19 protein-coding genes are annotated in these 15986 nt (G+C 40.0%); 12 read left to right on the forward strand and 7 right to left on the reverse strand.

The features are described from left to right. Positions 1-17 precede the first annotated feature (17 nt). The 4 genes from M3P19_RS08590 to M3P19_RS08605 form a co-directional block, all read right to left on the reverse strand. The gene (locus tag M3P19_RS08590) at positions 18-2432 is read right to left on the reverse strand and encodes a TonB-dependent receptor (protein ID WP_249657254.1); all 2415 of its coding nucleotides are present in this window, start codon (positions 2430-2432) and stop codon (positions 18-20) included. Between the two features lies 1 nt (position 2433). Beyond that, positions 2434-3153, reverse strand: coding sequence for a DNA repair protein RecO (gene recO, locus M3P19_RS08595; RefSeq protein WP_249657255.1), 720 nt, complete (start codon positions 3151-3153; stop codon positions 2434-2436). Between the two features lie 81 nt (positions 3154-3234). After that, entirely contained in the window at positions 3235-4578 is a 1344-nt protein-coding gene (gene gdhA, locus M3P19_RS08600) for an NADP-specific glutamate dehydrogenase (RefSeq protein ID WP_249657256.1), read from the reverse strand. 130 nt (positions 4579-4708) lie between these two features. Continuing rightward, positions 4709-5863, reverse strand: coding sequence for a cystathionine gamma-synthase (locus M3P19_RS08605; protein WP_249657257.1), 1155 nt, complete (start codon positions 5861-5863; stop codon positions 4709-4711). An 86-nt stretch (positions 5864-5949) separates the two neighbouring features. On the opposite strand from M3P19_RS08605, the gene M3P19_RS08610 reads away from it, so the two are divergent. Then, entirely contained in the window at positions 5950-6702 is a 753-nt protein-coding gene (locus M3P19_RS08610) for a DUF3298 and DUF4163 domain-containing protein (RefSeq protein ID WP_249657258.1), read from the forward strand. Here M3P19_RS08610 and M3P19_RS08615 read toward each other — a convergent pair. Further along, positions 6697-7158, reverse strand: a complete 462-nt coding sequence (locus M3P19_RS08615; RefSeq protein ID WP_249657259.1) for a DinB family protein — start codon at positions 7156-7158, stop codon at positions 6697-6699. The two genes, M3P19_RS08610 and M3P19_RS08615, sit on opposite strands and share 6 nt — an antisense overlap. Positions 7159-7428: 270 nt before the next feature. Between M3P19_RS08615 and M3P19_RS08620 the strand changes: the two genes are divergently transcribed. The 3 genes from M3P19_RS08620 to M3P19_RS08630 all read left to right on the forward strand — a co-directional run bounded on the left by M3P19_RS08620 (position 7429) and on the right by M3P19_RS08630 (position 9426). Further along, positions 7429-8121: an aspartate/glutamate racemase family protein gene (locus M3P19_RS08620; RefSeq protein ID WP_249657260.1), complete on the forward strand. Its 693-nt coding sequence runs from the start codon at positions 7429-7431 to the stop codon at positions 8119-8121. A 61-nt stretch (positions 8122-8182) separates the two neighbouring features. Continuing rightward, on the forward strand, positions 8183-8536 hold the full coding sequence (locus M3P19_RS08625; RefSeq protein ID WP_249657261.1) for an arsenate reductase family protein: 354 nt from the start codon (positions 8183-8185) through the stop codon (positions 8534-8536). Beyond that, the gene (locus M3P19_RS08630) at positions 8533-9426 is read left to right on the forward strand and encodes a DMT family transporter (RefSeq protein ID WP_249657262.1); all 894 of its coding nucleotides are present in this window, start codon (positions 8533-8535) and stop codon (positions 9424-9426) included. Before M3P19_RS08625 ends, M3P19_RS08630 begins: the two co-directional genes overlap by 4 nt. Here M3P19_RS08630 and M3P19_RS08635 read toward each other — a convergent pair. After that, complete coding sequence (locus M3P19_RS08635; protein WP_249657263.1) at positions 9416-9595, reverse strand: hypothetical protein; 180 nt, start codon at positions 9593-9595, stop codon at positions 9416-9418. The two genes, M3P19_RS08630 and M3P19_RS08635, sit on opposite strands and share 11 nt — an antisense overlap. 301 nt (positions 9596-9896) lie before the next feature. Continuing rightward, complete coding sequence (locus M3P19_RS08640) at positions 9897-10373, reverse strand: acyl-CoA thioesterase (protein ID WP_249657264.1); 477 nt, start codon at positions 10371-10373, stop codon at positions 9897-9899. A 111-nt stretch (positions 10374-10484) separates the two neighbouring features. On the opposite strand from M3P19_RS08640, the gene M3P19_RS08645 reads away from it, so the two are divergent. From M3P19_RS08645 to M3P19_RS08680, 8 genes are all read left to right on the forward strand, one after another. Then, entirely contained in the window at positions 10485-11462 is a 978-nt protein-coding gene (locus M3P19_RS08645) for an NAD(P)H-dependent flavin oxidoreductase (protein ID WP_249657265.1), read from the forward strand. 57 nt (positions 11463-11519) lie between these two features. Then, on the forward strand, positions 11520-12521 hold the full coding sequence (locus M3P19_RS08650; protein ID WP_249657266.1) for a bestrophin family protein: 1002 nt from the start codon (positions 11520-11522) through the stop codon (positions 12519-12521). Next, positions 12521-13492 (forward strand): YheT family hydrolase, encoded by a 972-nt coding sequence (locus M3P19_RS08655; protein ID WP_249657267.1) that lies wholly within the window; start codon positions 12521-12523, stop codon positions 13490-13492. The genes M3P19_RS08650 and M3P19_RS08655 overlap by 1 nt, the downstream gene beginning before the upstream one ends. Before the next feature lie 99 nt (positions 13493-13591). Continuing rightward, the gene (locus tag M3P19_RS08660) at positions 13592-14071 is read left to right on the forward strand and encodes a c-type cytochrome (protein WP_249657268.1); all 480 of its coding nucleotides are present in this window, start codon (positions 13592-13594) and stop codon (positions 14069-14071) included. A gap of 98 nt (positions 14072-14169) precedes the next feature. Further along, a complete protein-coding gene (locus M3P19_RS08665) occupies positions 14170-14886 on the forward strand; it encodes a membrane or secreted protein (RefSeq protein ID WP_249657269.1) in 717 nt (238 codons plus the stop codon). 9 nt (positions 14887-14895) lie between these two features. After that, positions 14896-15201 (forward strand): hypothetical protein, encoded by a 306-nt coding sequence (locus M3P19_RS08670; RefSeq protein ID WP_249657270.1) that lies wholly within the window; start codon positions 14896-14898, stop codon positions 15199-15201. After that, positions 15170-15364: a hypothetical protein gene (locus tag M3P19_RS08675; RefSeq protein WP_249657271.1), complete on the forward strand. Its 195-nt coding sequence runs from the start codon at positions 15170-15172 to the stop codon at positions 15362-15364. The genes M3P19_RS08670 and M3P19_RS08675 overlap by 32 nt, the downstream gene beginning before the upstream one ends. 16 nt (positions 15365-15380) lie before the next feature. Beyond that, a complete protein-coding gene (locus M3P19_RS08680; protein ID WP_249657272.1) occupies positions 15381-15986 on the forward strand; it encodes a DinB family protein in 606 nt (201 codons plus the stop codon).

A 15986-nucleotide genomic window follows, 5' to 3' on the forward strand; every position in this document is an offset into this window, starting at 1 on the left:
TGCGGGGCTTTTTTATTTTAAAATGTATAGCCTAAGGCCATAATTAAATTGGTGCCTGGCGCTGCGATTCCCGAGGAATATGTTCGATAACGCTGATTGGTTAGGTTTTCTACACTAAAGGAGGCTTTGAGAGCGCTTGTAATTTGATACTGTGATCTAAAATTTAACGTGTACCATGATGGACTAAAAGGGTTTCCCTCGTCATCAGTAGCATAGATGTAAGATTTGCTTCTCTCAGTTAAGGCCAGATCTTGGTACCCAATTTCTCCATTGTAATTCAGAAAGAAATCCGCTTTGAGCTTCTGGTTTTTCCATATTAGATGCACATCACCAAAAGTTGGCGCTGCATGACGCGCCGGAGTGTCCTCTCCCGACTCATCTTCCTCAGTACCTTCTGTTATGGTTAGATTAGACACCAAGGACCAATTTTCATCGAAGAAGGCTTCCATGCCCAATTCAAAACCATAGACATAGGCTTTGGCCGCATTTTGTATGGCTTGTACCGAACTAAGCTCGCCATTATAGATAATTTCGGATTGTCCGTTAAATGTAAAATCCCTTCGCACCAAAGCGTCTACCAAATAGGTGTAAAAACCCGCCCCTTTCAAAACCAATTTGTCATTGATGTTTTTTCGGATTCCAAGTTCCAAATTGTAAGCATATTCTGGTTCAAGTTCTGGATTTGGTACGACCACAGCACCTGGTTCAGAGTCAAATACCTTGCCTACATCATCAATGTTGGGTGCCCTAAATCCTGTAGATCCATTTAGGGTTACCTGTAAATCTGCGCGGGGGAACCAACTAAAACCAAGACTGCCAGTAAAGGCGCCTGTTATCAAATCGGCCTCATCAAACGGGAATGGATAAAACGTGGTATCAAATTGGGCATCTACCCATACCTGACTATAACGGGCCCCAGAAAGTAGGGTAAAGTTTGGCATCAATTTGTATTCGCCGTTAATGTACCCAGCAAAAGTTTGCCATGTAGATCCATCGGGATAACGAGAGGCTGCGGGTGCCGTCACATTCGTTTCAATATTGGTTACACTCCCCTCTGAAAAGACCTTATTGAAAATATACTCAGCGCCGTAGTACAATCTTAAATCGCCTATTTTCTTGTTTTCAAAATCCACATTCATAGACAATGCATTCACACGTTCCTGTGTTGAATAGCGATTAACCGATTGAAAAGCCCTATCGTTCCTGCTTTCCTCAAAAAATTGATATGCTGTAGTGATCTTTACCCCATCATAAAATTTATTCTTCCCCTTCTTGGTGACCTGCAAGTTCCCCATAAACCACTTTTGGGGACCATAAAACCATTCTGCTGAACGCAGACCATCTCCTGTACTATTTGGTCTTATCAATCGATCATATCGGGAAAAATCCGAAGTTTCAGAATAGTGCAATCCTAAATCATAGTTCCAAGTAGCATTGGGTTTATAACTAAACTTCTGTAAAAAATTGATTTGATCGTAGCCTGTGGTTAATTGTTCCTTGGGGTTATCATTTGTGCGCAACACATCCTGACCATTTTCACGTACCACATACGAATTCCGCAGATAGCTCTCTGGACCATGCCCGCCCATGGTCAAATTATCAAAATCGTTATAGGTGATACTTGTGTAAGAAGCCCAATTCCGTTGCCCAAGATTCAAATCAAAATGAGCCGTATTTTCATTATTGGCCGTTGCGAAACGATAATTCACATTGCCAGAAACTGTTAGACTATCCGTAAAAGAAAATCTAGGTTTTCTAGTGTAAAAATTCATTACGCCGCCAATGGCATCACTTCCATAAATTACAGAGCCAGGCCCAAAAACAATTTCAGTATTTCTAATATTGTATGGGTCAATCGAAATAACATTTTGGATATTACCGCCACGGAATATAGCGTTGTTCATTCGGACACCGTCTACGGACAATAACAATCTGTTTGTGGCAAATCCACGTATCATGGGACTCCCACCTCCCAACTGGCTTTTTTGCACAAAAACCTTCCCGCTATTTTGAAGTAAGTCTGCGGAGGTCTGCGGATTTGCAAAGGCAATACTTTGGGCATCCAAGGATTCGATTTTTTGCGGGATATCCTTTTTTTGTTGTTCCCATTTGGAAACCGACATGACTACTTCCATCAACTCTTCCGGTCTCAGGTCTAAGTACACGCGATTCCCCTTTTTATTGATGCGCGATTTCGTGGTTTCCAATTCCTGATAACTAATGTGTTTTAATGTGATCTTTTCATTACGATCAAACACATCCAAATTAGCCTTTCCGTTTAAATCAGAAACCGAAGTTTTGGACTTGTCTCTATTGTAAATAGCGATATTAGCCACTGGAGAACCTGTTTCAGCGTCATAAACAGTGACTTCTTGGGCAAAAAGGTTGAAAGTGGCCAGAAAGCATATCAGAGCAAAACCAATCTTGTGCATACTACTCAAAAACTGCATTTAAGACAGCCAGGGACTTGGGTTTTCTAAATCCGTGCAAATGTAGTTCAAAATACAGAATCAGTTTTTTTAGCAGTCCCTGCCTTTGGGGCTTATTCATTTGCACCGTGTTTAGTGCATCAAAATTTATGCCCAACAGCTTTTTGAAATGAAATATTTCTTCGCCTTGTAACAACGGGTTCAAGGATGGAACCGAATAAAAACTGCCTTCCAGCAAATCAAAATATGGGGAAGACGCACTAGAGGTATCTGGATAAAAACCCAAATACTTGCTCAAATTCAACAAGAACAACAAATGAAAATTGGCTGGTGGATTGTGAAAATCAAGCCAATGCAAAGCATATTCCAAGTAGTTGTACAGCCCAGAATCTTCTTCTTGCTCCTGAATGCTATTACCTAACATCTCAGCCAGAAACAGCACCAAGCTGTTTTTGACAATGTCCGTATGCAAGGTCTGGTATGGCGCTATTACCTTCGCCTCCTTAATGGTTTCCAAAGTTCCCTTGTTCTTATGCTGTGCCACAATCTCCAATTGCATCAAGGGTAAAAAATAAGCTGCTTTTAGTTTGCCTCTTTTGGATTTCAACACTCCCTTGAGTAGATACGATTTAAGTCCATCAGATTCCGTGAATGCTTTGACGATTAGACTTGTATCGCCATATTTTAAAGAAGAAAGCACTATGGCCTTTGTGGTTACCTGCATAGGGTTAAGAATGTTTGAAGATAAAAAAAGTGGGCGATTGACCAGCAATCGCCCACTTGTATATACATTCAGAAATGATGTTTATATAACCCCTTGGGCCAACATAGCATCGGCTACTTTTACAAAACCAGCAATATTGGCTCCCTTAACATAGTTGCAATACCCATCTTCTTCCTTACCAAACTCGATACAAGAATCGTGAATATCGCTCATGATTGCTTTAAGACGATCATCAACTTCCTCACGGGTCCAACTGATACGTAGGGAATTTTGTGACATCTCCAATCCGGAAGTAGCAACACCCCCTGCATTTGATGCTTTACCTGGAGCAAAAAGGATTTTTGCTTCGTGGAATGCATGGATCGCTTCAGGTGTTGAAGGCATATTGGCCCCTTCAGCCACGGCGATACAGCCATTTTTAATCAATGTTGCTGCATCATCTCCATTTAATTCGTTCTGGGTCGCACATGGCAGTGCCACATCGCAGGCAACTTCCCAAGGTGTTTTCCCTTTATGATATTCCGCCGACGCATATTTATCCGCATATTCGGAAATACGTCCGCGTTTGTTGTTTTTCAAATCCATGACAAATTGCAATTTCTCAGTATCAAGGCCGTCCTTGTCATAAATATATCCTCCAGAATCAGAAAGCGTAAGCACTTTACCTCCAAGCTGAAGTACTTTTTCTGCAGCAAATTGCGCCACATTACCTGATCCGGAAATCACAACGTTCTTTCCTTCAAAAGAATCATTATTGGTTTTCAGCATGCTATCCGCGAAATAAACAGTACCATATCCTGTAGCTTCCGGTCTAATCAAAGATCCACCCCAGGAACGACCTTTACCGGTCAATACACCCGTAAATTCGTTTCTGATTTTCTTATACATCCCAAATAGGAATCCGATTTCCCTAGATCCAACTCCAATATCACCAGCAGGTACATCCGTATTTGGACCAATATGACGACATAATTCTGTCATAAAAGCATGGCAAAAACGCATTACCTCGTCATCAGATTTACCTTTAGGGTTAAAATCTGAACCTCCTTTACCACCACCCATTGGCAGTGTAGTCAAACTGTTCTTGAACACTTGTTCAAAAGCCAAGAACTTAAGGACACTTGCATTTACGGTTGGATGAAAACGAAGACCTCCTTTGTATGGACCGATTGCAGAATTCATTTGAATTCGATAACCCCGATTCACATGGATTTCACCTTGGTCATCTACCCATGCTACACGAAAGGAGATTAAACGCTCAGGTTCTACCATTCGCAATAGGATATTCTTGCCGTGGTATATATCATGTTTTACGATGTAAGGGATAACAGTTTCCGCTACCTCTTGTACCGCTTGGATAAATTCAGGTTCGTGCCCATTTCGGGTAACCACCTCATCCATAAATGCTTTGATTTTTGCTTCCATAAGACGGATTTCAAGTTTAATTTCCCTGAGTTCGACACCAAGGGAATTTTATCAAATTAGGAATTAGACGGCAAAATTATACTATTTGCATAATTCAAATGCGCTTTTTTTGAAAATTTTTCAAAATGAGCTATGATATCGCCTGTTCCAAATCGGCAATCAAGTCATTGACATCTTCAATACCAACACTTAGTCTGATCAATGCATCTACAACCCCGCTTTTTTCCCGTTCTTCTTTTGGAATACTGGCATGGGTCATACTGGCCGGATGGCCTGCCAAACTTTCAACACCGCCCAAGGATTCTGCCAAGGTAAAAACCTCCAATTTTTCCACAATCCTAATCGCATCTTCATAACTACTTCCCTTGGTAATAAAGGAAATCATTCCTCCAAAACCCTTCATTTGAGTTTTGGCAACATCGTGGTTGGGATGGTCTTCAAAACCAGGCCAATACACTTTTTCAATTTTTGGGTGTTTTTGCAGATATTCTGCAATGGCCTTACCATTTTCACAATGGCGTTCCATTCGAACATGCAAGGTCTTGATTCCTCTAAGGGTAAGGAAACTGTCCATAGGACCACAAACCGCACCGCTTGCATTTTGGATAAAGAACAATTTATCTGCCAAGGCTTCGTCTTTAACTACCAATGCTCCAACTACTATGTCACTATGACCTCCCAGATATTTGGTGGCCGAGTGCATCACGATATCTGCGCCCAAATCCAAAGGTCTTTGCAAATATGGAGTTGCAAAAGTGTTATCCACAGCAAGCAACAAACCGTGTTTTTTAGCCACAGCGGATACCGCCTTAACATCAATAACATTCATCATTGGGTTGGTTGGTGTTTCCACCCAAATCAGTTTGGTATTCGTATTGATTTTGGCTTCAATTGCTGCAGCATCCTGCATCCCAATGAAATGGAACTTAATTCCGTACTTTTCAAATATTTGTTTGAAAAGGCGGTAACTACCCCCGTATAAATCATTAGTGGAGACAACCTCATCTCCTGGATTCAATAGCTTGATCACCGCATCCATGGCGGCCAAACCACTAGCAAAGGCCAAACCGTACTTCCCATTTTCTATGCTGGCCAAAGAAGCCTCCAATGCTGCACGAGTTGGGTTTCCACTACGCGAGTACTCATACCCTTTGTGGCCACCTGGAGTGCTCTGAGCATAGGTGGAAGTTTGATAAATAGGAGGCATGACCGCACCGTAAGCGGCATCTGGCATTTGTCCACCATGTATAGTCTTACTGTTGAATCGAAGCGATTTCTTACTCATAATAATTTGGATATGTCTACAAATGTATCGTTAAGTTTTGGAGTAATCAATGAAGTCTTATTTTTGAAGACCCTAAACCCCTTGCAATGAACAAATATATTTGTCTTCTGTTCCTCTTAATGCTTAGCCTTGGTTGCGAAGATGACCATAAACTTACTTTAGAACCCTACAAATTTCAAGGGGAATCCTGCACGGATTGTCCTAATGTTGAATTGAATCTTTTAAAAGCTCTGGATGATACCAAATTAAGCGGCGCGGTAAACAATGCAATGCGTGAAGAGGTCATTGTGCTGCTGTCTTTTGATGAGGAGTCAGAGGTGGACAACGTGAAAAAAGCGATTGCATCCTTCAGTAAAAGTTATATGGATTTAAAGGAACGTTTTCCGGATGAATCCATAGGATGGGAAGCTAAACTTGATTGTGAGGTTGCCTATGAAGATAAAAACATCCTGAGCCTAATATTGAGCAGCTATACCTTCACCGGTGGTGCCCACGGTTACAGTGCTACAACATTTTTGAATTTTGATAAGATTACCGGGGAGGAATTAGAGAATTGGGAATTGTTTGAAGATGTGCAAGGCTTTACGGATTACACCGAAACCAAATTTAGAATTCAGGAAGATGTTCCTCAGGATTCCAATATTAATGGCACTGGATTTATGTTCAACGGAGACCATTTTCACCTTGCGGAAAACCTAGGGTACACACAGCACGGGGTTCAACTTGTTTATAACCAATACGAAATTGCTTCGTACGCTGATGGTCCTAAAATCATAATAATACCATTTGCCGAAGCCAATAAATACCTTAAACGTCCAACGAATAAGAAGGGGTTATGACGCAACTGCTTTTTGCAAGGCAAGAATGGCCCCCAGATGGATACCTTCATGAAAAACCATAAATGTAATGGCATCTTCAACGCTATCCAACCCAACTTTTGGCGTTGTCATGTAGGAGTCAAAGTTTTGGAACTTTCCACTTTGAAAATCCACTTTCATCTGTTCAACGGTATCGATTAGGTAGTTATTAACCTTTTCAATTTCTTGCAAACTTGGTTCTTCTGTTGGCGCAGTTCCTTTACGATATTTATCAACAAGCTCCGTTTCTATGGTAAATTCCTTACCGCTTAGTTTATACACCAAAAGTTGCTGCGTTACCATGGTATGGGCAATATTCCACCAAATGTTGTTTCTAAATCCTTGAGGTATCGCAAAGAGTTGTTCCCTTGGCGTGTTTTCTAGAATACGTTGGAATATTATTCGGTTTTTAAGGATGGTATCAAATTGTTTATCCATTATCACATTTATTTAACATATCTATAAATATAGATATATAAATATTATTTAACTTTGTCCTATGTTGCGAAAGCAAAGTAGTACATATTTTTATTATAAATCGATATTTACCAATATCTAAATGTGAAATTATGGAAAATTATATCGAATGTACCTGTGTTGAAGTACCAACCGTTGGTTGGAGACAAAAACAAATCCGAACTCAAATGATAAATTTTCTAACTTCCTTTTCTATTGAAGGAGCGGAGTATTTATCCAAAACCAAATAAAATGAAGACAATAGGTTTAATCGGTGGTATGAGTTGGGAATCTTCAAAAATCTACTATCAACATATTAATGAAATGGTGAGAGATCAGTTGGGCGGATCGCATTCGGCTAAAAGTATCCTTACCTCGGTAGATTTTGAAGAAATAGAGCGCTATTCCTTTTCCAACGATTGGGATAAAATTGGGGATTCCATGTCCGTACATGCAAAGAAATTGCAGAATGCTGGCGCAGATTTTGTGGTTCTATGCACCAATACCATCCACTTGGTAAGTGATGCCATAACCAACAATTTGGACATTCCCTTCCTTCATATTGCTAGGGCCACTGGTGAAGCCATAAAAGGCGAAAAACTAAAAAAGGTAGCCTTATTGGGTACTAAATTTACCATGGAAAAAGATTTCTATTCAAAAATCCTAGAGCAGGAATATGGACTGGAAATCTTAACACCGGACACACATGATATGGATGTTCTTCAATCGATAATTTACAATGAATTGGTGAAGGGAATTTTCACAGATGAAGCCAAACATACCTGTATTTCCATCATCCAAAAATTAAAAAACAAAGGAGCAGAAGGTGCGATTTTGGGTTGCACGGAATTACCCATTCTAATTCCATCGAACGAAGTTGATATTCCCACTTTTGACACCACTAAAATACATGCACAGAAAGCTGTGGATTTTGCCCTTTCTTAAAACCAAATGAACGACCTTTGATTGCATTACTTAATCTAGCCCGCACAAATTGTAAAGCCAAATGAAAAAAATATATCATCTCGGTAGTTGTTCAACTTGTCAAAGAATTTTAAAAGAATTGGAGCCTTTAGACGGTGTTATCCTACAAGAAATTAAAACCGAGCCCATGTCCGAGCTACAGCTAGATGAAATGGCGGCCTTGGCCGGTAGTTATGAATCCCTTTTCAGTCGAAGAGCTATGTTATTTAGACAGCGTGGACTCCATGAAAAACAATTGAATGAAGATGACTATAAGGCGCTAATTCTAGACCATTATACTTTCCTGAAAAGACCAGTGGTTATTGTGGATAACCAAATATTTATTGGCAACTCCAAAAAAGTTGTGGTAGCTGCCAAAGACGCACTTCATCCATGAGTAAAAGAAATATTGCACTTTTGGCCGCACTAGCAGCCACAACAATATATGGCCTAAACCATACCATTGCAAAAGGGGCCATGCCCCACTATGTGGGTCCATATGGTTTTATTATGCTTCGTCTCGGAGGGGCATCGATTCTATTTTGGATCGTCTCCTTTTTAGGTCCTAAAGAAAAAATAGCCCGCAAGGATTGGGGACGTATTTTGGCTTGTTCATTGTTGGGAATGGCCATCAACATGTTGGCTTTTTTCAAAGGGTTACAATTGTCCACACCTATTAATAGCGCTGTATTGGTTACCATTACTCCTATTATTGTTGTGGTATTATCCGCCCTTTTTATTAAAGAGAAAGTAACCTTAAATAAAGGTTTGGGTATTTTTTTGGGTTTCATTGGTGCATTAGGTCTCATCCTATTTGGTGCTGAAATAAGACAAGACGCACCTAACATACCTTTAGGGAATATATTGTTTGTTTTAAACGCTACCGTATATGGTTCCTACTTGATCTTGGTGAAAAAACTAACGGAAAAGTACCATCCATTAACTTTGATGAAATGGCTGTTTTCCATAGGTTTTGTGCTGGCTTTCCCGGTAACCTATCCGGAGTTTACCCAGATTGAGTGGACAACTTTACCGAATTGGGTTTATGGTGTTATCGCCTTTGTGGTTATTGGCACAACTTTTATGACCTATCTGTTCAATGTTTTTGCACTTACCCAATTAAGAGCGTCTACAGTTGGAGCATTTGTATATGTGCAGCCTTTGATAGGTATCATATTCGCTATGTTTTCTGGCAAAGATCATTTGACATTCATAAAAATCGCCGCCACTGTATTCGTATTGTTAGGGGTATACCTAGCGAGCAGAAAACCCAAGGCTACACCTTAACAGTTGCCTTCAACTTGGCTACATCTATCAATTCATACATGGCATCTGTCAATTGAACTTCACGAATCAAGAGAAATGCTGCTAGTTTACCAGTATCTAAATTACTGTAAACCATGATTCTTTTTTTATCCGGTGTTTTATTGGGCACACTCTTTTTTGCGCTTTTCATTTTGTCATCTAGGCTAATCAATGCTGCGAATAAGACAAATCCATTACTGGGAATAGGAGCAATATACCTTATCTTCCATTTTGCAAGTGAGAAGTTGGTTACCTTACTACCCGAAAGTTGGATTGCTAAAGAAATTCATAACATCATGTTATCCGAAGGAAGTCTGGCTGTGATCTTACATTTAGATCAACCTCTATTATCAATATATGATATAGCCATTTTAACCATGCGTCTATGCATTTTAGGCTATTTTATTTACATTTTCACCCTTAAAAAAAGAAGGGGATCAAATCAAAAGTCATTATGATAAGTCTACAGGGACTTTGGCATACCTGCGCGTGTCTTCCTTAGTCAGCACTCTAAATGTAGGTGCTTTTTCTTGCTTATCAAATACGCCCAATATTTCGGAAGGTAGTGTAATTAGCTTTCTTGATTTCATGTCAATCCACGAAAACATCATCTCACAATGCGCCAAGTGTTTTCCTTTGTAATCATAAAAATTATGGTTGAATTCAAAGAATTTACCGTCTGCACTCATCCCCGTAAATTCCAAAGAAACTTGTATTGGCTTTCCTGGAAATACTTCTTTAAAATAGTAGATGTGCTCATAGAAAACAACCGGACCAATACCAAGTTGTTCAAACTCCTTATGTGCAAAACCCAGTTGCGTTAAGAATGACATACGGGTATGACTCATAAAATTGATATAGGCTGAGTTTGCCAAGTGCCTATTGGCATCCAGGTCGCTCCAACGAACTTCAAATTCTTTTAAAAACATAAATAGTATATTTGTTATGCATGCATAATAATTGTAAAATTACCATACTTTTGGGAAAAGCCTAAACCCATTGGCTTAATTAACCTTAATTTAGAACATCAATATCTCACCATGACAACTAAAGCTGATTTTATTCAAGACCTAAGTCTTCCTGCCATTGCGGCTCCCATGTTTCTTATTTCTGGTCCAAAGCTGGTAATTGAATGTTGTAAAAATGGAATTATTGGCACTTTCCCTGCACTCAATCAGCGTACAAGTGAAGGATTTGAGGAATGGCTGATCCAGATTAAATCTGAGTTAGCCGAGTTTGAAAAGGAAACAGGTAAAAAGGCGGCTCCCTTTGGAGTCAACCTTATTGTTCATCCTACCAATCCAAGGTTGGAAGCAGATGTGAAACTCTGTATGAAGCATAAAGTCCCATTAGTCATTACTTCTCTTGGGGCGGTAAGTATGGTGGTAGATGCCATACATAGTTACGGGGGATTGGTATTTCATGACATCATTAAAAAAAGACATGCAGAGAAAGCTGCTGAGGCAGGAGTTGATGGACTTATCTTGGTCTCTGCCGGTGCAGGTGGCCATGGTGGAACGCTGAATCCTATGAGTTTGGTCGCTGAAGTCAAAAAAATATTCGACAAGACCATTATTCTATCCGGTTGTATCAGCACTGGAAGGGATGTTGCCACAGCACTTCAAATGGGTGCAGACCTTGCTTATATGGGTACCCGATTTATTAATGCTGAAGAGAGTAAAGCTCCTGATGAATACAAACAAATGATCATCGATGCAGGTGCCAATGATGTTGTTTATACCGCAGCCATTTCTGGGGTACATGCCAATTTCCTAGCCGCTAGTCTTAAAGCTGCCGGCTTGACCGAAGAAGACCTTAAAAAAGACCATAAAATAGACTTCGGAAAAGAATTGGATACCGAGGCAAAAGCATGGAAAACCATTTGGTCTGCAGGGCAAGGCGTGACTTCTATCGATAGTACGTTAAGTGTAAAAGAGTTGGTTTCAGAGTTGAAAACTGAATTCAAGGCGGCCATCGAAAGTCAAACTAAACTTCTAGAGTTGTACCCCAAGGACTAGTAAAATTCCTGCTATTCTTTGTAATTTGGATGGTAATAACCATCTAGAACCATCATCATGTATATCAAACGAAACCTAAGCTGGTCGCTAATCCTAAGATTCGCATGGCGCAGATTGATATTCTTTACATTATACGCCTCTGTAATATTTTACTTATACCACATATGGGGTTGGACCCATATCGATATTCCCTTCGAACCCATTTCCGTTGTAGGTATCGCAGTGGCTTTTTATATCGGGTTTAAGAACAGTGAAAGCTATGACCGTTTTTGGGAAGCTCGTAAAATTTGGGGTGGAATAGTGAACAACTCACGGACATGGGCGAACAATGTCCTCAGTTTTGTAAAAGATGATCGTGAAGCACAAGTTTTGCTGATTTACCGCCATATTGCCTGGATTAATGCACTACGCATTCAACTTAGACAACCTAACAGCTTTTCAATAAAAGGGAACCGTTCTGTGGAACGACTTTTTGACCGGCATGGAGAACGAAATCCAGTTTGCAGTGGAATGGATCACTTATTGGGACCAGAAGAAGTAGATTCCCTGGAAAATCGGAAAAATGTCGCCACACACCTCGTCAAAAAACAAGGGAAACATCTAAAACGATTGATTGAACAGGGAAAAATCACGGAATTTGATAAAATGGTATTACATGGCAATCTAGAGGAAATGTATACGCTGCAGGGGAAATGTGAACGTATAAAAAACACTCCTTTTCCTAGACAATATGCCTATTTCAGTACGGTTTTTACTTGGATATTTCTACTGTTGCTCCCTTTTGGTCTGCTCAATGTTTTTGAAACCCAATTAAAGGAACTCAATGTGGGAAATAACTGGTGGTATATTGTTTTAATGATTTTCTTTTCCATACTTATATCTTGGATTTTTTCTACCATGGAAAGCGTAGGCAGCAATAGTGAAGATCCTTTTGAAGGACGGATTAATGATGTTCCCATGACCGCATTGTGCAGAACCATTGAGATTGATTTAAGGGATATGTTGGATGAGGATAATCTTCCACCCAAAGTCAAACCTGTTCATAATATATTGTATTAATGCCCTTACTGACTTCAACCTACCGGCCACCACGGTTTTTTAAAAATGGACATTTGGCCACTATTTATTGTGGCCTGTTTCGAAAGGTCAAGGATTTTAAGCAAGATCGGGAGCGCCTTACGCTCACCGACGGGGATTTTTTGGATTTGGACTGGAGTTTCACCGATAATTCGACTTCAAAACTGGTTGTTTTACTACATGGATTGGAAGGTGATGGACAGCGACCTTATATTACTGGAAGTGCAAAGCTATTGAACCAAAAAGGGTTTGATGCTTGTGCTGTGAATTACAGAGGATGCAGCGGCGAACCCAATACCAAGTTCCGCTCTTATCACAGTGGGGCTACCGAGGATTTAACCGAAGTGTTGGCCCATATCATTAAATCCAAATCCTACCAGGAAATCTATTTGAAAGGTTTTAGTCTTGGTGGGAATTTAGTATTGAAGTATTTGGGCGAAGGCAATAAGATTCCAAAAGAAATAAAAGCTGCGGCAGCTATTTCCGTGCCATGCAGCTTGTACGATTCCTGTAATCAACTCCTTTCCTTCAACAATATACTCTACGCCAAACGCTTCAAAAAACACCTCTTGGCCAAATTAAGGCAGAAACAACAGATGTTCCCGGCCCTTGTTTCCGATGCTGACTATAAATCCATCAAAACACTTAAAGATTTTGATGATGTTTATACCAGCCGTGCGCATAATTTCAAAGATGCTTTAGATTATTATACGCAATGTAGTTGTCTTCAGTTTTTAGAGGACATTAAACTGCCTGTTTTGCTCATCAATGCTCAAGATGATTCCTTTCTAGGTTCAGATTGTTACCCCGTGGAACTGGCCAGGAATAGTACTTTCATTCATTTGGAAACACCAAAATATGGAGGACATGTTGGATTTTGGGGCAAAAACAATATCACATACACAGAACAGAGAGCATTTGAGTTTTTTGATGAGTTGGGTACGACAGTGTAGTATTTGTTAGGTGTATCAAAATATTGGGTTTAAAAGTTCAATGCTATTTAGTTATCTTAGTAGCTACAAAATCTACTAACTACAACACCAATTACAGAAATGAAAAAAATAGTATTGTTCTTAGCGTTAGCGGCATTTGTTGCAAGCTGTGGCGGTAAAAAAGAAGAAAAGAAAGATGGTTTTGAAGTAAGCCGAACGAAAGCCGAAGACAAAAAGGAAAATGCCAACGAAGGGGTTCCCGTGGATTTGAACAATAAAGGTGTTGGTCCAATAAAAGAGGTGACTTTTGGAGATGAAGTTGATGCTGAAATGGCTGCACGCGGAGAAGCGCAATTCAATGCCATTTGTGTGGCCTGCCACATGGTAGACCAAAGAATGATTGGTCCTGCAATGGCGGGTGTTTACGAACGTCGTAGTCCAGAATGGGTCATGAACATGATTCTTAATCCAGATGGAATGTTGCGTGAAGACCCTATTGCCAAGGCATTGCTTAAAGAATACAACAACGCAATTATGTTAAATCAGAATTTGTCTGAAGACGAAGCTCGTGATTTGGCAGAATACCTGCGTACACTTTAGGGGCATAGTACTTTAATTCAATCTTTTACATTTTTTCAGGCCGAAAATCCTAGGATTCCATTTTGATGGGTAACTTTAGGAAATAGAATTCCTTACCCATGAAAAAAATAGTGTTATCCACAATTGCATTTTTACTATTATCCTATGTCGCAATTGGTCAAAATTTGGTCGGTGCTTGGGAGAACTTTTCCGTAGATGAGAACGGACGTCAGGTTCGAAATGTGGTCATTTTTTCCGATGGACACCAAGTAGCTACTTGGTTTGATGCGACTACCGGAGCGTTTATCAAAACCAATGGTGGTGGATGGCAATTGGAAGGTACTACCATTACGGAATTAGTTGAGTTTGATTCTGACAAACCTGAGCGAGTTGGTTCCACGGTTACCTTTGAAATAGAATTGGATGACAAAATGCTAACAGCCAAAGGCTATGACATGGTGTGGAAACGCATAGATGATGGCGCTCCGGGAGCCCTCTCAGGGGCATGGTTAATGTCTGGAAGAAAACGCAATGGGGAACTACAACAACGGGATACCAACAGACCCAGAAAAACGATGAAAATCTTATCAGGAACACGATTTCAGTGGATTGCCTACAACACAGAGACCAAAGAGTTTATGGCTACAGGAGGAGGGAACTACACCACTATTGATGGAAAATACACGGAGAATATTGAGTTTTTCTCCAGGGACAATTCACGCGTAGGGGCCGGTCTGGAATTCGATTTTGAATTGAAGGAAGGGAATTGGCATCATTCTGGTTTCAGCAGTAAAGGTGATCCGCTTTATGAGATTTGGAGTCTACGCACGCAATAAACCATTGTTTTGAAAATCCAATTCAAAAAGCATAAAAACAAACCAAGTACCTTATCATGTACCCGTGATGACGGCAGTGTGACTTGGACTAAAATCCATCCAGGATTTGAAGTACATGACATTGCACACTTTGCAATTGAAACTACATTGGGTTTTGAATCTGCCTTTTTCGGACTGCTTAAAAGTGGACATGACATTGGCGACTTCGAAATTCCTCGTGAAAAACGACCCGATGCACTTCTACCTAAAAATCTTCCATTGGAGTCATTGCAAACCGAACTTATTGACCGAGCAATTACAGACTTCAAGACATGAGGAATACATTGATACCTTGAGAGCTATTCTTGAAGAGCATCATCTTGAATACCCAAAAGACCTGACACCTCAAGCACTCTCAAAAATTAGAAAAGAATTCAATACATTACACTCCCAATGGGAAGAAATAAATCCAGATGGCGAATTACAACTCTGGTTCTAATCAATAATCAATCAAAATGAAAAAGACATCTAAACTACTGCCAATAGCGTTAATCTTATTCTTATTTATGAGCACTATGAATGCACAGGAAAAAGACAATTTACCGTATCACCAAATCCCAGATTACCCTGCTGACTATAGCCCCGGAAACGTTGCGGCTAGAATGATAGATGGTCTTGGTTTTAGATTCCATTGGGCCACTAAAGAGCTTACCGAAAAGGATTTGGAATACAAAGCATCTGAAGATGGCCGTACCATTTTTCAGACCATGCAACACATTTATGGCATGTCCGAAACCATTAAGAATGCCCCAAGTGCAACTCCCAACATACGACCTATGGATATTGAAGGTTTGTCATACGAAGAACTGCGCAGCAAAACATTGCATAATCTAAAAGCTGCAAGTGAGCTTATGGCCGGTAAACAAGCAAAAGATTTTGAAGGATTTGAGGTAATTTTTCAACGTGGTGACAATCAATCAAAATACCCGTATTGGAATATGATCAACGGCATGTTATCGGATTGTATCTATCATGCAGGGCAGATTACAATGCTAAGACGCGCCTCTGGCAATCCAATCAATCCTAATATTAGTGTCTTTTCGGGTAGGTTGAGAAATTAA

This window comes from Flagellimonas spongiicola, from assembly GCF_023502425.1.
Lineage (GTDB): Bacteria > Bacteroidota > Bacteroidia > Flavobacteriales > Flavobacteriaceae > Flagellimonas > Flagellimonas spongiicola.